Raw genomic sequence first — 18,233 nt, 5'->3', positions numbered from 1 at the left:
TTTGCTTATTTTGAAGAGATTATACTAAAGGGTTTTTCCAATCAAATTTTTCAAATAAACTAAGCCAATCTTTTGAGAAATCAGCTTGTAAGTGCAATACTTCTGATGAAAAAGGATGAGAAAATTCCAATTTACCTGCATGTAAAAAAAGGTTTTTCCACCCAAAATTTTCTATAAACATAATATCATGATTTTTATCACCGTATTTAGCATCACCAATTAAAGGATGAGAAATTTTAGAAGAATGCACTCTTAATTGATGCATTCTTCCTGTTTTTGGGGTTAGTTCAACTAAACTATATCTTGATTTATCATAGGGCTTTACAGGAATATCTAATGTAATATTTGCCAGTGTTTTTAAAAGTGTTAATGCTTCTTTATGCACTTTTGCATCACGCCCTTTTACAGGAGAATCTATTGTTTTTGAATTAGGAGAAAAACCACGAACTACACCAAAATAAGTTTTCTGAATTTTATTATTTGTAAATAATTCTTGAAATTTAGAAACGTATTCTTTTTGTTTTGCTAATAAAATAATACCAGAAGTTTTTCTGTCTAACCTATGGATAGGAAATACTTTTATACCAATTTGTATTTCAATCAATTGTAAAAGAGAGGCTTCATCTGCTATATTTCTAGAGTGTTTTGCATGATGAACCAAAACATTATTGGGTTTGTTTACACAGAGCAGGTAATTATCTTGAAAAATAGTAGCAATATACATTCCGTGAAAAGAAAACTTAATTAATGTTAAAGTTAACAATTTATTACATTTATTTTATTAAATTATCAATATTAAATTTTTGATTATGAAAAAAGTGTTATTATTTGTTATAATTATGGTCACAGTATCGTGTAGCAGTTCTAAAAATTTCTTGTCAGAGGAACAAATTGTAGAATTAGAAAAAATAATAAAGTCAAACAGTATAGAAGTTAATTTTGAATGGGCAAATCCACTCTCTACTTCATCATTAATTGTGATGAATAATTTATTACCTCCTGGAAACACATCATCTAATATTAGTTTATTAGGTAATCCTAATTATTTAAAAATAGATAAAGATTCAATTAAAATTAACTTACCTTATTTTGGCGAACAAAGAATAGTTAATAATTACGGTAGTACAAATACAGGAATCAAATATAATGGTGAAATAGTAAGTAAAAAAATAGTTTTTAATCAAAAGAAAAAGGCATATCAATTAAAATTTAGTTTTAACAATAAACAGGAAGGCTATAATGCTCATTTAACATTATTTCAAAATAAAAAAGCCAATATAAACATAAACAGCACACATAGAACTATGATTACATACTATGGTAATTGGACAGTTTTAGAGGATAAAAAAGTAGAATAGATTATTCTTTACCAATTTGGCTTATCATTCTATCATTACCAACACCTTTTGGGTCTTCTCCCCATTGATTTGCTCTAGCTTCGCCTTCCATACATAATAAAACTAAAAGCCAAATAAAACCTGCAATAGGTATAAATAATACAAAAAAGTATGCACCACTTTTACCAATATCGTGTAATCGTCTTACTATTACTGCCAAATTAGGTATTAGCATAGCAAAACTATATATGTATGCAATAAATATAACCCAAATTATTCCTGTAGCTTCAGCTATTGCTCCTAGAATAAATAAAAGAGCATAAAAGAAGATGATATTAAAAAGTGTAAACATCCAATATTCTTTACGTCTTGCTCTACCCGAAAAATCTGCATACTGTTGTAATACTTTTAAATACCAATTCATAGCTTGTGTTTTTGATTATTCAGTTGGCGAAAGTAGTAATAAAATATTTAAAAAATACCTCTAGATTTTATTTCTAAATATTTATTAATAGTATTACCTGTTAAGTTTTTTGGTGATGTTAATACAGATTGAATTCCATATTTCTTTAATTCATTTACAATTCGTTTTTTCTCGTACATAAACTTTTCTGCTATAATACTATCATAAACTCCTTGTATGTTATCTGCTTTTGCATTGATTAAGACATCTAACTCTGTATTTTTAAAAAAAACAACTAGCACTAAATGATTTTTTGCTAACGCACGTAAATAGGGGAGTTGTCTATTTAACCCATCAATAGTTTCGAAGTTTGAAAAAAGAATTAATAGACTTCTATGTGTTATTTTTCTTTTGATAACCGAATACAAAGCACTAAAATCTGATTCTGAAAAATCAGTTTTAATATTATGCAATGCTTCAGATATTAAGGTCATTTGCGAATTTCGCCTTTCAGCCACAACCCAATCTTCTAGTTTTTTAGAAAATGAAAGCATACCTGCTTTGTCTTGTTTTCTTAAAATAACATTACTAATTCCTAATGTAGCATTTACAGCATAATCTAATAAACTCAATTCTTCGAAATGCATCTGCATTGCACGTCCTTTATCGATAATACAATATACAGATTGCGATTTTTCTTCTACATATTGATTTACCATCAATTGACTTCTTTTTGCAGTAGCTTTCCAATTTAAGGTTCTAATATCATCACCAGAAACATATTCTTTAATTTGCTCAAACTCTAAAGAATTTCCTATTCTACGGATTTTCTTTGTTCCATAAGAAATTGAATTAGAATTAAAACTTTTAATATCAAATTCTCTTAATTTTAAAAATGATGGATAACATTTCAATTCTTTTTCATCACCTAAAACAAATTTTTTAGTAGCCAATTGCAAAGGAGTGTTTGCATATACATTAATATTCCCAAACAAATAAACTCCTCTTTCTGTGGGTTTTAAAAAGTAAGTAATCACTTTAGAAGTACTTTTTTGCAATACTTCTCTAAAGTTAAAATCTCTTTTTTGAAATTGATAGGGCAATTCTTCAATCAAAACCAAATGAGCTGTAAAAGGATATTTATTTTCCAGCTCTAAAGTGATTTTATTATCATCGCCATTCGATAAACGTTCAGGTAAAATCCTGTTAACTTTTATAGCATCTTTAATATTGTAGAGATAAATCACATCAATCAAAGTAAGTATTGATAGCATAAATAACAATACTTTAGAGGCTTCAAAAAAAATAGGAATGAAAAAACCAATCACAAAAAATACAGCTATACAGGCTAGAGCATAGAAGAATCTATTGTTTAGATATAATGTATTGTAAAATTTTTTCAAAGAATTATATGTTTAAGATTTTCGTGCCTCAAAATCACTTGAAATGACAAGTCAATTAAATATTGCTACTAAATTTACCTTGGTATTTCTACAGTTTCTATAATTTGTTCTATAATTTGTTTACTGGTTAAGCCTTCCATTTCTCTTTCTGGAGTAACAATAACCCTATGTTGTAAAACAGGAATTGTTGCTCTTTTAATATCTTCTGGAGTCACAAAATCTCTCCCTTCAATAGCAGCAAAAGCCTTTGATGCTATAAGAATAGAGATACTTGCTCTTGGTGAGGCCCCTAAATATAAAAATGAGTTTGTACGCGTATTAATTACAATGTTAGCAATATATTTTAGCAAATTGTCTTCAATTTTTATTTGCTTAATCAACTCTTTATATTCAATAATCTTTGAAGCTTCTATAATTGTAGCTATTTTACTCGATTTTGTGGTGTTCTCTAAAGCATGTTCTCTAGTTATTATTTCTAGTTCTTCTTCTGCATTTGGGTAATCAACAACAATCTTAAACAAAAAACGATCTAATTGTGCTTCTGGTAACCTATGAGTACCTTCTTGTTCGATAGGATTTTGCGTGGCCAATACTATAAAAGGTTCTTCCATTTTGTATTGTTTACCATCTATAGTTACTTGTTTTTCTTCCATTACTTCAAACAAAGCAGCTTGGGTTTTTGCTGGGGCTCTGTTAATTTCATCAATCAAAATCATATTAGAAAAAATAGGGCCTTTTTTAAATTCAAAATCAGCAATTTTTGCGTTAAATACAGAAGTTCCTAAAATATCTGAAGGCATTAAATCTGGTGTAAACTGAATTCTACTAAAATCTACTTTCATTGTTTTAGATAAGAGTTTAGCTGTAATCGTTTTCGCAACTCCTGGTACACCTTCTATTAAAACATGCCCATCTGCAAGTAAGGCTACAATTAATAAATCTAGCATTTCTTTTTGCCCAACTATTACTTTTTGTAGCTCTTTTTTTATCTTAAAAACACTTTCTTGCAATCCGCTTAAATCTATTCTATTTTCGAATGCTAACTTTTCTGGTATTTCGTTTTCGTTTGGTGTTTCCATCATTTATTTTTTAAAAATTTTTCTATCATTTTATGCAATACAAATAGCTCTTCTTCAGAACATTTTGAACGTTTATTTAAAGTAATGATTGTATTAACTAAATATTTTGTATTCTGTAAATTATTCCCTGATTTTGCTGCTAGATTTTTAATAAATTCTTTGTTTAAATTATTGGTATTTAGCAAGTATTTTGTCCTTATTTTTTCTAAAAAGTAACTAATTTTTTTATCAACTAAATTCTTATGATTTTGCTCTTTTAGATACAAACTGGCAATGGTTTGTGTAAAAGCAACAGTTGTATTTTCTAAAGGATCAATAATAGGTATAGCTCTTTGTTTTCTCCTTGCATTAAATAGCATAAAAAGCAAAACACCAACAATTGTAACAAATAAAAACCATTTAAGCGTTGGGTGTTGCAAAAAGAATTTAAAAACTGAATTCTCTTTTTCTGACTGATTAGAATATTTACTTCTTTTAATTTGAGGATCCCAAAGAATGGTAGAAGAGGGGAGATAAGAAAATACTTTTTCTGTATAAGATTCCTTATCATTCAATAAATAATAATTGGTAAACACAACAGGATTCGAGTGCAGATAAACAGCTCCTTTACCATGATAAATTTTTATAAAATTAGGTACATCCTCACCACCAACAATTGCATTGCCTAAAACAATAGTTTTGTTTTCATTGTATTGCAAAAAATAGTTTCTTCTAATATTCCTATCAAATTTATAAGTAGAGTTGTACAATTCTTCATTTGTAAATTTAAAAGTACCTTCTAATTCTCTTAATTTTGTAATACCAAAAACATCTTTATCTAAATTATTGGTGGTAAATTCTAGTTGCTTTTTTAAACTTTTATTAAAGTAATTTAATGAGATAAATGCTGTATTACCATCAGCCACAAAAGAAAGGAGCTCTTTTATAGCATCTTCAGAAAGCCAATAGGCATCGTTTTTTATACAAATGTAATTCCCAAAATTAGGAGTTGTAGTATCATAATTTTCGAAAAGATAATCGTAAAAATTTTGTTTTAAAAGTATAACTTCTTCACTTTCAAATAAGTTTTTAGCCTCATTATAAACAATATACGTTCCAAAAGGGCTTTTTTCACGCTCTCTGTAATTTTCTGACCAATTCGTTTTTTTGCAACTGGTTAGCAATAAAAACACCACAAATAGAGTAACTAATTTATGTATATGAAGTTTAAACATCAACTTATGGAATTTATAAATGATTGATATTTAGCTGCAGCATGATGAAAGCGTTTTTCATCCACAGGAAATTCTCCATACCAAACATAGCTGTAAATGTAAGATAGGTAAGAAAATTGTGATCTCATTTCAGTATTTTCGATCTCAAAAAGATATTCTGAATTTGTTTTTTCTTTGTGATAATTAATGAGTTCTTTAGTTGATAATTTTTTAAGGACACTCAAATAATAATAACGTATGGCTAGTCTAAACTCTTTGTTTGTAATAGCTTCAGCTAGTAAAGTATCTAAATCAACTTCATGAATGTCTTCATTTTCTATTAACTGTTTTTGAACCAAGTTCTTATTAGAAGAAGGTTTTTCTCTAAAATTGAATTGCAACCCTAAAACGGTTTTTAAAATCAAGAAAATAACAAAACCACCAATTAAAAAAGGAAAAATAGTCGTCATAAAATACCCTAATGCTTGGATAAACCCCTTGTTAACAGTAGGAGTGGAGTCACTCTTTTTTTCTATGTATTCTTTGTATTTAAAATCATCATCAGAATAGGTATCTTTTAAATCAGTATTAAAAGCTCTATCTTCTACCATTTTTGTATCTTTTTGATAGACAATAGTGTCTTTTTGAGTTATTTCTCCATTATTATTATCTTGAGAAAACCCATAGCAATGCAGTGATAGTAAAACTAAAAATAAGATTTTCTTCATGAAGTAATTCCTTGTTTTTTAGCAACTACAAAAGGTAAAATTAAGTAGTAGTAACTTATGGTAAATAAACATAAAAAAATGATGAAAAAACAAAATAGGGTTGGCATTTGGTTAGAATATCGTGTAATATAGCCTTCTAAAAATGCTGCAATTAGAGTAAAAGGAATGGTGCTAATAAAAATATAAAAAGCATCTCTAATACCTATTTTAAAAGATTGAAAACGCTTTAAAGTACCTGGAAATAAAATACTTGCACCAATAATATAACCTGCAGCAGCCTCTATAATCATTCCAAAAATTTCGTATGTACCATGAATCCAAATACCTTTAAGACTATCAAACAAACTATTATGTTGGTAAAAAAAAGCTTGAAAAACAGCCACCATAATTGCATTATACACTATATAAAATGCAGTACCAATACCTACAAACAAACCAGATAAAAACATATTTAAGCCCACTCTTTGGTTGTTATCATAAATACCAATAAAAGTACCCCAATTGCTACCACTTTTATAAATAGCCATAGCATCACCACTTTCTATATTCTCTAAAGTTGTGTCCACATAATTGTTTCCGAGAATTTGACGTGCAAAAGACTCATCGTTAAACGTAGAAATTAATCCAATAAAAAAACAGATAAAAAAGATGATAAAAGACAAATAAAAATATTTTCTATATTTAAAAGAGAGTAGTGGTACTTTCTCGAAAAAGAAGTAAACAAAAGCATTTTTATCTCTTCTTTTTGAGTCATACACCTTATCGAAACTGGTTTTTGCAAGCTTGTTTAGATATAAAGTTACCTTGCTTTTTGGATAATAAGTTTGCGCATATACCAAATCGTTCATGATTTTTATATGCAGGTTGGCAACATCATCTGGACTTTTTTCCTCTTTATTTGAAATTAATTGTTCAAATTCAAGCCATTTTTCTTTATTTTGCTTTATAAAAGCGACCTCTCTCATTATAAGCTAAAGTAAACATTGCATGAAAACACTCCAAATAAAAACAGCACAAAATGTAGCCATAAAATTTACATTGGCCAATGTTTTTCAGCGTTTATTGGCTTTTATTGTAGATAATATCGTAAAAGTAGCCTACATCTATTTTGGCATAGAAATACTTGGTTTTGATATGTTTAGAGCAGCTTTTGATGGCGATTCTTGGACCTTAAGAGCCATGGATGTTTTGTTCTTTTTGCCTGTAACATTTTATTCTTTATACACCGAAATTTTATTAGACGGACAAACATTAGGAAAAAAGCTATTGCACATTAAAGTGATTAATATAGATGGCTTTAAACCCACAATTACCGATTATATTATGCGTTGGTTTCTACGAATTGTAGATTTTAACTTATTTACTTTATTGTTTGTATATGTTGCTTCTTTAGGTTTAAACGATGCGTATGTACTAATTATGCTTATTTTTATGTTTGGCAAACTCGTTGGTTTTTTCTTAATTTTATTTACCAATAACAATCAGCGTTTTGGAGATATTATAGCGAATACTATTGTAATTTTTCTAAAGGATGAAGTTCGTTTTTCGCACACCATTTTAATGGATATAAAAGACAGTTACAAACCAACTTACCCAAATGTAATTAAGCTTTCTGATAACGATGCACGAATTATAAAAGAAACGTTTAAAACAGCAGCGAAGTTTAACGACTATAAAACATTAATAAAGTTACGTTCTAAAATTATTGAAGTAGCTGACATAAAATCTATTCACAAAAGCGACAAAGAATTTATTGACACTGTTTTAAAAGATTATAATTTTTATACGCAAAGTATGTAGAAGGGATTATTCTTTACTGTTCTTTTATAAAAACAATTTTACTTTAGATTTTCGAATAAAAGCATAAGAGTATGGGTTTAGAAATATTCTATTTTACATAATATAAATTATAGTACAAATAACAGTAATTTCTGTATAGCCGTTTTTCAGGCTATTTAATCATAATATCAGATATAACACCTTTAGGTTTATATCGATAGATATTATGTTAAAAGAAATTACGGCTAATTAACTTCTAGATTTATTTGATAGCTATAATTATCTTTTATGTAAAATATCCCAGAAGGTCTCGTAAATACAATAAACACTGTTATGGGGGTGTTTTAAAATTCGTCAACAAGTGTTTTCTTCAAATACTTTAATTATAAGAAACATTTAGAGCATTAAAGTTTGTAGCTATAATTCGACATTATGTTAAATTGCCTCTTGCAAAAAGGGCTCGATTGCTTTTTAAAAATAATTATGCTACGCAGTAATTTTTTTAAACACAATTTTCCAACGCTTGCAGCCGCAAAAAAAGCTAACATATTTAATTTGTAGAAAAATTTGTAATTTTATAATAATCCGTTAGTATTTTTTTCTAATACCATTTTCGTCAGCTTTCCTCAAGAGCATAAATTTTATAAAATCGAGTTTTTACGAGATTCTCGAACCCCTTTAAAATCTTAAGCATTAACTAAAAAAGTGAGTGAAAATAAAATTCTATGCACTTGTTCTATTTGGTAGTTATAATTAACTTTTTTTTGATTAGTACTATAATTATTATGTTAAATAGAAAATAAACATAGTTACTATTAATCTTTCATTATTTTCTTTTTTTCCTTGATGAAAAAAGAAACAAAAAAATCAAGACTTACATATAATTTTGGAAACAATTACGGTTCGTTTCTCTATATTTTAGGATAGATTCTAACTTTTAAGACTATTTTTAGAAGTATTATAAAATAGGTAAACTTAAGAAGATGTATTGCTAACACCCTAAAATATTACGTTCCACTCTCCTATTGTTTTGCCAAAATTATATTAGGTCGTTAAAAATCGAAATAACTATAATATATTTTTGTTACTCTTCCCAAACAATACTTATAACACTATCATATGCTGGTGTTACTATACAAAATTCATAAAAATTGAAGTCATTATCATTCTCATATTTATTCAATTCTAACCAAGTGGATTTCCATATAGGCTGTTTGGATTTTTCTTTTGTATGAATTTTACCTTTTTCAAAAAACTCCATTGCTACAGAATCTTCTGGTGGTGATAATTTAGTGCAATCAGTGATATAATGTGGAAAATCATCATTCCGCATCCAATATTTTACTCTTTTATTATATGAGTGGAATAAACATATTGGGTGATCACCTAATTCTAAATATTTAAAAGCAACTGAAGTAAGACTAGTTTTAAAATAACTAGATAAATCCCTTAATAGTTTTGGTGAAAATTTTTTACCTTTTTGTTTTTTATAAAAAATTATACTAGGCATTAAAAGTTCAGAGGCAAATTGATTTGCCTCATACTCTACTCTACCATTTCTAGCTTGTTTCTCTTTATTATTGAACCAAGACATAGTTGCTTCATTATCATTATGTATATCAATTCCTTTATGCATAACTAAATGCCCTATTTCATGAGCAATTGTGAACCTTCTTTTTTCTTCAAAAGGAATACCATTATTAATCTCAATAATCGTATTTTTTTTTCCAAATATGATACGCCCATCAGAATTGGTCATTGGTTTATGGACAATAGTACCACCTAAACCACTAGCAAATAAATCTAATGGAAAATCTATTAAATCATCAAATCCATTATCACATAATAAATCTCTTGCACATGCACAACCTTTTGTATATTTAATCAGTTTCTCCATCCAATTCGTCCATCAAATCCACTAAATTTTTACCTTTAATTATTTCCTTTATTTCTTCTTCTGTCAACTTATCCAAATTTCTGAATTGCACAGAAAGCTCTTTGGCTTCAATTATTTTTTTTAAAGAAGCAATTGGTTTATCAATATTCTTTTCAATAGCATCTTGAAATTTAGCAACAATAATTTCTAATAAATTATCCGTCTTTTCTTTAACTATGATGGCTTTATTCATAAACTTAATTCTCTTTGAGAATTTAGATATTTTCTCGTCTTCATGCAATACATCTACCCCATCATCTTTTAAAGATTCTTTAATAATATCAACATCTAGATTTAAATAGAATTCTGTGATGCCTTTATCTATGTTATTCTTTATTTTGCTCATGATTTTTTTTGTAAAATGTTTTTACGCCTTTTTTGTAAACGTTTTAAGGCATTGTAAATGGTGGTAACATCTAATTCAAGAAAATCAGCAATTTCTTGAGGTTTGAATATTTCATCACACCAACACTCAAAAATTAGTATTTCGAGGTCAGTTGCTTCTGAAGCTTTTAGTTTTTCTAAAAAGTCCTTTTTTTCAGTTTTATAATCTATTTTTTGTGTAGTTGTATCTTCAAAACCAATTTCATCTGAAATTACAGGAATATCTAGTATATACGATTCATCAATGATTTCTTCATCAGGAGTATTTTTACGTCTTTTTTGTTTTTCAATTGAAGCATAAATATCACTTTTAAGTGATCCAAAAACGAATCCTTCAAAATCAATTTTATTTTTATTCCAATTTCTAACACCTGAAAGAGCTTTTTCAAACACAGCGAATACAAAGTCTAACGGTTCTAGACCATCGTAGTTTTTTTTATTATATCCTAATTTGCTAATAGTAAATGCTTGCATTCTTCTTATCAAGCTGTCTATATCACAATTTTTAAGGACTTCAGATATTTCATTGTTAATTTTTAACATAGAAGCGCTTTCTATTTATTATATGCTCATAGATTTTATTTTTTTTCCAGGCAATGGCAAATTATGAAATATTATAAGCATAGTACTTATAGATAGCATAAATAATTTTAAAATAATAAAAAAAAAGAAAATGGCAAAAAACAAACCAGTTGGAGACAACGCAAGAAAAGGAGCAGTAAAACAGCGCTCGCAAGTGCTAAACCCTAAAACAAATCTTTATGTAAAACGAGATACAGAAACAGGAAAGTTTATGGATGTAAAAACATCTGGAGGTAAATTTAAAGGAGTTAGAAAAGAAAAATAATTTTAAATAAAAAAGTATGATTAAAAAATTACAATTGAATTCTCAATTATATCCAGCAGATGTAATTGTAGCAAAAAAAAGAAATGGATTAGGTAGAATACTTAATCATTATGTTGTTTATGTAGGAAACGAAACATTTATAGGAAACCTTCAAGATGGTGTTAAAGTTTTATCTGAATCAGAATTATCTGATTTATTAGTAGACTATGAGCCTGTAAGAATAAAACCATTTGAAAGTACGGGTTTTCAAAGAAACCAAGCGATAAATAGAGCATATCATAGATTAGGTCAAAAATACAGTTTGTTAAATTTTAACTGTGAGCATTTTGCTAATTGGGTTCAAAAAGGCAAAGAGAATAGTGTTCAAGTCACAATTTTATTGTCTGTTTTGGTTTTAGGTCTTACTTATAAATTAATAAAAGTAAATAATGGGAAAAGAAGGTAAACGACTTCTAGTATACTTTGTAATTCTCATCGTATCTACAATTTATCTTTTTGTTAGATATTTTGTTTTAACTAATGTTTCTGATTTTCACAAAGAAACTCTTGTTGGATTAGCAGTAGCAGGTGTTACATCATCTGTTGTTGGTTTTTATGAAATAATTAATTCATATGGAAGCTATTTTTGGAAAGCTTTGAACTGTTCTGTTTTCATTCCTAATAAAAAAGTATATATATCATTAAGCTACCTTTTACGAATAAAACTTCACGGAAGTGAAAAGTATTTATTGGTAAGAGGTAGTAAAATTGATCAGTATCAACCAGTTGGTGGTGTATACAAATTAGTAGGTAATAAATGTATTATTAAAGAATGGGAAGCTGAACCAAAATCGGATAAGAAAAACCAAAAAGACTTACGATTTTTTGTTAAGGCTAAATATCTACCGAAAATTATTAAGTGGTTTAAATCTGGGAAAGACAGAGAAATTGGAATTTGGAGAGAATTTTTTGAGGAACTTGTAGAAACTAAAATTGTTAGTAAAAAGAATTTCAGCACTATAAATGCTGAACAAATAAAAACTGTAGATAAGCTATTAGTTAGGGAAAATCGCTTTAAAGATGAAACTTACCATACTTTAATCTATAATATTTATTCGGTTGAATTAAATAATAAACAGACTAAAGAATTAGTAAAATTAATGACATATAATCCTATCACAAATGACTACGCTTTTGTGTCTAGAGATGAAATTAAAAAAGAATGTTTTAATAATAGTAAAACAAGAATTGGACAACACACTAAATACATTATATAAAAATGAATTTACAACAATATTTACATAATAATGGTCTTCAAAGAGAAGATATATTAACGCGAATTGCAGTTTCATTAGAATTAGATGAAACAAGAAAAAAGAGAATGGAATCGGCTTATAATGCTGTATATGATATACTTGAAAAAGATGAAATATTTTTTTCAAAAGTTGATTTTTTAGTATATCCTCAAGGGTCAAAAGCAATAGGAACAACAGTAAAACCAAGAGGTAAAGAAGAGTTTGATTTAGATATAACTGTTGAAATAAGAGATTCTTATTATAACTATACTTCATCAGAGATATATAATCACTTAATTCGAGTTTTAAGTAATAATGATATCTTTAAAGAGAAGTTAGTTAAGAAAAATAGATGTGCACGTATTGATTATGTAGGAGATTTTCATATGGACGTACTTCCTGGTTGTATTGTAATTAATGGTGATAGCAAAATTATGGTTCCAGACAGAGAATTAAGCTCTTGGACATCCTCAAACCCAAAAGGCTATGCAAATTGGTTTACTCAAAAAGCAGAAACTGTATCTAGTTCAAATCTTAACAAAGCATTTAGAACATTTTCCGCTTTAAATGAAGCAAAAGCTGAACAAGAAGAATTACCAAATGATGATATCTATAGCAAAGAACCTCTTAAAAGAGCTGTCCAGTTAACAAAGAGATATCGAGATATCTATTTTGAAAAAAATCCAAAATATAAAACCTCAAGTATTGTTTTAACTACAATTTTTGGTGAATTATATGAAGGAGAACCTTCAATTTATCAAACTATAGATAGTATTTTAAATAAAATAGTAAAGCGATACACAGATTATCAATATTTATTTGAAAGTCAAGGTGTATACAAAAGAATAAAAGTTTTGAACCCAGTAAATACTGAAGAAAATTTTACTGAAAAATGGAATAAAGAAAAAGAGTACTACAATCAATTTATAGCTTTTGCAAAAAGTTATAAAGAGAAATGGGAAAAGCTTAAAAACAGGAACTTTGGAGTTGCTGAAGAGTTGTTTGGAAGCGATAGAATTAAAGGAATCTTAACAGACCAATTAAAAGAGTTATCGAAAAATGAAGGAAATCAGTTAGAAGCTGTTGGGGTGACGATAATGTCAGGTAACACTTTTGTTGATAAATCAGGGAATATAAATAGTTCTACAGGTTATAAAAGTAAAGCAAATAGGAATTTTGGAGGTATTGAGTAAAATTGATATAAATAAAAAATATAAACCAACAGATATAACAAAAGACCTCATAAGTGCACATATTCAGCAAAAGTTAATTGAGGATAACTTTGATTGGATTAAATCATTTGTTAAAGACGGAAAACTTATTGGAGGTGGAAAAATTAAGCCTAAAGGTTGTAAAAACAATTACGAAACAGTTTTTGAGTATGACCCAAACAAAAAAGGCAGAAAGGAAAACATTTTTGTGATAGATAAAGCAATTAAATTTGGGAAAGTTCCACATTTATATTATAACCATAGCCTTTGTTTATATCATCCAAGTGATTTGTCTCCATATATGCAATTTAATTTTGTAGATACAATTCCTTGGATTTCAAAATGGCTTGTTACTTATGAGTTGTGGTTAAAATATGGTGTTTGGTTGGATAAAGAAGTTAAGCATTAATTAAGAAGTACTTCATTCTCTATTAATTGTTTTAAATTTAAAAAGCCGCACAATGCGGCTTTTTTAGCGACAGGTCTCGGGTTCGAACCGAGGACTCATCCATAAGTATAAAGGTTACGTTCATAAAACATTACAATTAATTATTTAGTTGCGGAACCTGTCGGATGTTGCAACATTGTCGCCAAGTAAAGTTGTGAATTCTACTATGTATTTGACTACATTAAGCGTTGTAAAACTTACTACTAGTGTTAAAATTAATTCTTTCATATTCATCTTTGTTTTTTTAATTTATCCAGTTAATGATTCATAATTAAAAGATTCCTATAAAATGACTTGTTCTATATAGTAACCAAAATAATTCTATATAAAATATTAGTAATTATTCATTATGTTTGGCTTGTGAAAATTGTATGGACAGAAAAAGCAGTAATTGAGAATCAAAAAAATGTTGATTACTTAACCGAAAATTGGGAGCAAAAAGTATTGTCTTCTAATTACTTAAATAAACTTGACAGTTTAATAAATTCACTTTCTACAAATCCTAACCTAGGTAAATATGACAAGCAAATAGGTAGTCATAAAATTTTAGTAGTAAAACAGATTTATTTATTTTATGAAATAAGAGATAATCAAATTATTATTCGGTCTTTTTAGAACAATTACAAAAAACCTTTTTGGCTATAAATATTTTTCTTTTAATTGTTTCATAACCACACTATGCTCTATAACTCTACCATTTTTAAAGTCATCATCAGAAATAGCTAAATCTCTTTTAAGCTCTTGTAAATATGCTTCTTTAGGAAACAAAGCTTTTGTTAAAATATTAACTTCCTCAATAGAAAAAGCGTTCTCTCTTAACTTCCTATAATAAGTTGGTGGTTTCAATCCAAGCAACTTTATAAAATGACTGGCTTTGTAATCGGTCTCATTTATCAATTGAGGGATTTGCTGAATATAATTATTATATTGTTCAACTATATTTATCATTTTATTATAAAATTTGTATATTTTTTTAACAAATTTAGTGAAAAATATGATAAAAATACTGTAAACTATAATGTATTTTTAAATTATGGATTATCCAGTGGATGATTCTTTATTAAAAGCTACAATTTAAACTAATTACTATCTAGGCAACATATCAATAATAATTTTAACCGTTTTTTATAGTTAACATAATTCTATTTATTGTAAATTGAAGCTATGAAAACAAATAATTATTCTGCTGGTATTTTACAATACATTCCGTTTTTTTATGTCATTTGGTCTGATGATTTATTATCCTATTCCGAAATTTCTGTGGTAAAAAATGCCATTGAACAAGATGATACAGTTACCAAAGAAGATTATAAGTATCTAACACAATGTTTAGACAAAAAGAATCCACCAAGTAATAATGAGTTAAAGCATTGGAAAAATACCATAGATAATTCTAATGTAAAGTTAGTAGAAAATGACACCTATCCCCTATCCACTTTTAGTCAAAAAATGATTTGCCATCATTTTGCAGCATGTCCTTTTAATACACATTTAAAAGAGATTGAAATAAATTTAGGGATTCAGCCCAATCACTACAATCACTTATTTGAAATTGAAATTGATAAAGAAATTACTTCTAACTTTTATGATTCAAATGAAATCGATACTATCTTAAAAGGAGCACAAACTAAAGTAATTGATGAATTTAGAAAAGACTTAAAAAATCCTATTTTTAATTGGCAAACAAGAAGAACTAAAGAAGCATTTAGAACTCATGTTTTAAAACAAATAGCATTTTTAGCAGAAAAAGGCTATGGAGCAATGGCTTTTCCAGAAGTTTATGGAGGCACAGAAAATATGCCTGGTTATGCTGCTATTTTCGAGAATATGATGTTTGTTGATGGCAGTATGGCTGTAAAATTTGGTGTGCAATTTGGTCTTTTTGGAGGAAGTATTCAAAAACTGGGGACGAAAAAGCATCATGATTTGTACTTATCAGCAACTGGCAAGGCAAATCTTTTAGGTTCTTTTGCAATGACTGAAACTGGTCATGGATCGAATGTAAGAGGTATTAAAACAACAGCCACTTATGATGAAAAAACAGATAGTATTGTTATTCATACTCCAGGAAAAAACGACAATAAAGAATACATTGGTAATGCTTTAGATTCCACAATGGCTTCTGTATTTGCACAATTAATTGTTAAAGGTAAAAATCAAGGAGTGCATGCTATTTTAGTACCAATTCGTGATAAAAATCATCAATTAATGGCTGGTGTTACAATAGAAGACAATGGTTATAAATTAGGTTTAAATGGTGTTGACAATGGTAAAATTTGGTTTCATCAAGTACGAGTTCCAAGAGAAAATCTATTAAATAAATATGGAGATATTACTCCTGAAGGAAATTATCATTCAGCTATAGAAAACCCAAGTAAACGTTTCTTTACCATGTTAGGTACTTTGGTTGGAGGTAGAATTTGTGTTGCAAGAGCAGGACTTGGAGGTGCAAAAAAGGCATTGGCTATTGCTGTAAAACACGCTTTAAAAAGAAGGCAATTTAATGATAGCATAAAGATTCAAGAAGATTTGTTGATGGATTATCCAAGCCATCAATTGCGATTAACACCTGCAGTTGCCTCTTGTTTTGTGTATGATGTTACACTTACACATATTATGAAAACCTATAGTGATCCGAATCTTGTAGACAAACGAAAAATAGAAACACAAGTTGCTGGCTTAAAATCGATTATAACATGGTTTGCCAATGATACCATACAAGAATGTAGAGAAGCTTGTGGAGGAAAAGGATATTTATTAGAAAATCAAATTGCAGATTTAAAAGGTGATGTAGATATCTTTACCACTTTTGAAGGTGATAATCATGTTTTGTTACAATTGGCTGCAAAAGGAGTTTTATCTGATTTTAAATCGGAATTCAACAGTGCTGGTTTTACAGCAGTTTTGAAATTGTTGGGTGCTAGAATTAGTGATAAGTTGAATACAATAAATCCTGCATATACTAATAATGTAGACAAAGATCATTTGTACAATCCAAAATTTCATAAACATGCATTTAATTTTCGTACTAGAAGGTTAACGTATACAGTTGCTATGCGTATTCGAGATTATGTAAAAAAAGGAATCCCTGCATATCAAGCCTTTTTAAAGGTGCAAACGCATTTATTAGCTTTAGGAAAAGCGTATAGTATAGAATTGGCATATACTATTTTTGACGATTTTACAGCAACGATTTCTGACGATAAAAATAAGGCATTATTCAAAAAACTAGGTGTTTTGTATGCACTACATCATTTGCGAAAAGATGCTACTTGGTATTTAGAACAAGGGTATATTAATGGAACAAAATCGAAAGCAATTCGTCAACGAGTAGAACGACTTTCTACAGAATTAAGACCTCATATTGGGGTTTTGGTTGATGGTTTTGGTATCCCTGAGCATTGTTTGGAAGCACCTATTGCGAATTAAAAAGAGAAATCTAGATATAGGTCTTTGTTTTTATCTAGTTTTAGCAAATAATTTAATTTATTACTTGGCTTAAGTTTGTTGCTATTTTTTTCAATTTAGTATTCTTCGCCTTTAAAATTTGACTTTTGAAATCTGATGTTATGAGTCATCAACATAAAATTTATATAATATTCATTGGGTTTTATGTATCTAAATGAAACAATAAAAACCTTTACAAATATAAATTGTAGAAAACTCTTTTTATTTTCTTTTATAAACAGTACCACCAATAACCAAAGCTGCAGAGATTACCATTAGATTTTTAATAATGTATTGCCCTTCTAATGTTGGTAGCAGAATATTATTTTGTTGAAAAGTGATTTCTGGTAAAAAAACAAGAGGCATAAATGTACCCACCATTTGTAAAAACAAGAGTGCAATAGCAATTCGTGTAGTTTTTTGAAATAAGAAACAAATTCCTATAACTACTTCCCACCAGCCAATAACAATTAACCAATTTTCTGGTGAACCAAAAGGCAGCCAAGCCACTGTTGCTTTTAAAAGTGATGCTGCTGAAGACAATCCAAAAGGTTTTAAAATACCAAACCAAAAAAAGATAATTCCGAATGAAATACGAAGTGCAGGTATGCTGAAAACCCTCATTTTTTCAGCAATTTTTTGGTCTATTTTTTTAAAGTCGATATTTTGCATTCTGTTCAAATTTATAGGTAAAATAGGATACTATAAATTTACTAAATGAAGGTTTTAATATCTCTTATTTTTAATTGATAAAATAAATGAAA

Annotated in this window: 21 protein-coding genes; 9 read left to right on the top strand and 12 right to left on the bottom strand. The window is 28.2% G+C overall.

Annotated elements, in window-relative coordinates:
* Positions 1-19: 19 nt before the first annotated feature.
* The gene (locus tag BTO18_RS03725) at positions 20-763 is read right to left on the bottom strand and encodes a pseudouridine synthase (protein WP_317197592.1); all 744 of its coding nucleotides are present in this window, start codon (positions 761-763) and stop codon (positions 20-22) included.
* 46 nt (positions 764-809) lie between these two features.
* Between BTO18_RS03725 and BTO18_RS03720 the strand changes: the two genes are divergently transcribed.
* Positions 810-1,358, top strand: coding sequence for a DUF4251 domain-containing protein (locus BTO18_RS03720; protein ID WP_105014936.1), 549 nt, complete (start codon positions 810-812; stop codon positions 1,356-1,358).
* Between the two features lies 1 nt (position 1,359).
* Here BTO18_RS03720 and BTO18_RS03715 read toward each other — a convergent pair whose 3' ends face one another.
* The 6 genes from BTO18_RS03715 to BTO18_RS03690 form a co-directional block, all read right to left on the bottom strand.
* Positions 1,360-1,761, bottom strand: a complete 402-nt coding sequence (locus BTO18_RS03715) for a DUF805 domain-containing protein (RefSeq protein WP_105014935.1) — start codon at positions 1,759-1,761, stop codon at positions 1,360-1,362.
* Between the two features lie 47 nt (positions 1,762-1,808).
* Complete coding sequence (locus BTO18_RS03710) at positions 1,809-3,143, bottom strand: DUF58 domain-containing protein (RefSeq protein ID WP_105014934.1); 1,335 nt, start codon at positions 3,141-3,143, stop codon at positions 1,809-1,811.
* 74 nt (positions 3,144-3,217) lie between these two features.
* The gene (locus BTO18_RS03705) at positions 3,218-4,222 is read right to left on the bottom strand and encodes an AAA family ATPase (protein ID WP_105014933.1); all 1,005 of its coding nucleotides are present in this window, start codon (positions 4,220-4,222) and stop codon (positions 3,218-3,220) included.
* Positions 4,222-5,436, bottom strand: a complete 1,215-nt coding sequence (locus BTO18_RS03700; protein ID WP_105014932.1) for a DUF4350 domain-containing protein — start codon at positions 5,434-5,436, stop codon at positions 4,222-4,224. The genes BTO18_RS03705 and BTO18_RS03700 overlap by 1 nt, the downstream gene beginning before the upstream one ends.
* Positions 5,436-6,143 (bottom strand): hypothetical protein, encoded by a 708-nt coding sequence (locus BTO18_RS03695; RefSeq protein WP_105014931.1) that lies wholly within the window; start codon positions 6,141-6,143, stop codon positions 5,436-5,438. The genes BTO18_RS03700 and BTO18_RS03695 overlap by 1 nt, the downstream gene beginning before the upstream one ends.
* The gene (locus BTO18_RS03690; protein WP_105014930.1) at positions 6,140-7,108 is read right to left on the bottom strand and encodes a stage II sporulation protein M; all 969 of its coding nucleotides are present in this window, start codon (positions 7,106-7,108) and stop codon (positions 6,140-6,142) included. The genes BTO18_RS03695 and BTO18_RS03690 overlap by 4 nt, the downstream gene beginning before the upstream one ends.
* 22 nt (positions 7,109-7,130) lie before the next feature.
* On the opposite strand from BTO18_RS03690, the gene BTO18_RS03685 reads away from it, so the two are divergent.
* Positions 7,131-7,943, top strand: coding sequence for an RDD family protein (locus BTO18_RS03685; protein ID WP_105014929.1), 813 nt, complete (start codon positions 7,131-7,133; stop codon positions 7,941-7,943).
* Between the two features lie 1,063 nt (positions 7,944-9,006).
* On the opposite strand, the gene BTO18_RS03680 is transcribed toward BTO18_RS03685, so the two are convergent.
* The 3 genes from BTO18_RS03680 to BTO18_RS03670 are packed head-to-tail and all read right to left on the bottom strand — an operon-like array spanning position 9,007 to position 10,785.
* Positions 9,007-9,819 carry an ImmA/IrrE family metallo-endopeptidase gene (locus tag BTO18_RS03680; protein WP_105014928.1) on the bottom strand — a complete coding sequence of 271 codons (813 nt, stop codon included), beginning with the start codon at positions 9,817-9,819 and terminating at the stop codon, positions 9,007-9,009.
* Entirely contained in the window at positions 9,803-10,204 is a 402-nt protein-coding gene (locus BTO18_RS03675) for a hypothetical protein (protein WP_105014927.1), read from the bottom strand. Before BTO18_RS03675 ends, BTO18_RS03680 begins: the two co-directional genes overlap by 17 nt.
* Positions 10,201-10,785, bottom strand: a complete 585-nt coding sequence (locus BTO18_RS03670) for a hypothetical protein (RefSeq protein WP_146106877.1) — start codon at positions 10,783-10,785, stop codon at positions 10,201-10,203. The genes BTO18_RS03675 and BTO18_RS03670 overlap by 4 nt, the downstream gene beginning before the upstream one ends.
* A 130-nt stretch (positions 10,786-10,915) precedes the next feature.
* Between BTO18_RS03670 and BTO18_RS17565 the strand changes: the two genes are divergently transcribed.
* From BTO18_RS17565 to BTO18_RS03645, 6 genes are all read left to right on the top strand, one after another.
* On the top strand, positions 10,916-11,089 hold the full coding sequence (locus BTO18_RS17565) for a hypothetical protein (protein ID WP_170063223.1): 174 nt from the start codon (positions 10,916-10,918) through the stop codon (positions 11,087-11,089).
* Positions 11,090-11,105: 16 nt separating this feature from the next.
* A complete protein-coding gene (locus BTO18_RS03665; RefSeq protein WP_105014925.1) occupies positions 11,106-11,534 on the top strand; it encodes a lecithin retinol acyltransferase family protein in 429 nt (142 codons plus the stop codon).
* Positions 11,518-12,345 carry an SMODS-associated NUDIX domain-containing protein gene (locus BTO18_RS03660; RefSeq protein WP_105014924.1) on the top strand — a complete coding sequence of 276 codons (828 nt, stop codon included), beginning with the start codon at positions 11,518-11,520 and terminating at the stop codon, positions 12,343-12,345. Before BTO18_RS03665 ends, BTO18_RS03660 begins: the two co-directional genes overlap by 17 nt.
* A gap of 2 nt (positions 12,346-12,347) precedes the next feature.
* On the top strand, positions 12,348-13,556 hold the full coding sequence (locus tag BTO18_RS03655; protein WP_105014923.1) for a nucleotidyltransferase domain-containing protein: 1,209 nt from the start codon (positions 12,348-12,350) through the stop codon (positions 13,554-13,556).
* Positions 13,549-13,983, top strand: a complete 435-nt coding sequence (locus tag BTO18_RS03650) for a type II CBASS E2 protein (protein ID WP_105014922.1) — start codon at positions 13,549-13,551, stop codon at positions 13,981-13,983. The genes BTO18_RS03655 and BTO18_RS03650 overlap by 8 nt, the downstream gene beginning before the upstream one ends.
* A 399-nt stretch (positions 13,984-14,382) precedes the next feature.
* Positions 14,383-14,637 (top strand): type II toxin-antitoxin system RelE/ParE family toxin, encoded by a 255-nt coding sequence (locus BTO18_RS03645; protein WP_170063222.1) that lies wholly within the window; start codon positions 14,383-14,385, stop codon positions 14,635-14,637.
* Between the two features lie 24 nt (positions 14,638-14,661).
* Here the strand turns inward: BTO18_RS03645 and BTO18_RS03640 are convergent, their stop codons facing one another.
* Positions 14,662-14,970, bottom strand: coding sequence for a hypothetical protein (locus tag BTO18_RS03640; protein WP_105014920.1), 309 nt, complete (start codon positions 14,968-14,970; stop codon positions 14,662-14,664).
* A gap of 216 nt (positions 14,971-15,186) precedes the next feature.
* On the opposite strand from BTO18_RS03640, the gene BTO18_RS03635 reads away from it, so the two are divergent.
* Positions 15,187-17,451 (top strand): acyl-CoA dehydrogenase family protein, encoded by a 2,265-nt coding sequence (locus tag BTO18_RS03635; RefSeq protein WP_105014919.1) that lies wholly within the window; start codon positions 15,187-15,189, stop codon positions 17,449-17,451.
* 240 nt (positions 17,452-17,691) lie between these two features.
* Here BTO18_RS03635 and BTO18_RS03630 read toward each other — a convergent pair whose 3' ends face one another.
* The gene (locus tag BTO18_RS03630; RefSeq protein WP_170063221.1) at positions 17,692-18,141 is read right to left on the bottom strand and encodes a DoxX family protein; all 450 of its coding nucleotides are present in this window, start codon (positions 18,139-18,141) and stop codon (positions 17,692-17,694) included.
* Between the last annotated feature and the right edge of the window lie 92 nt (positions 18,142-18,233).

This window comes from Polaribacter porphyrae (assembly GCF_002954685.1).
Taxonomy (GTDB): Bacteria; Bacteroidota; Bacteroidia; order Flavobacteriales; family Flavobacteriaceae; genus Polaribacter; species Polaribacter porphyrae.
The sequence above is the reverse complement of the archived record's forward strand: the minus strand, read 5'-3'. Positions and strand labels throughout refer to the sequence as shown.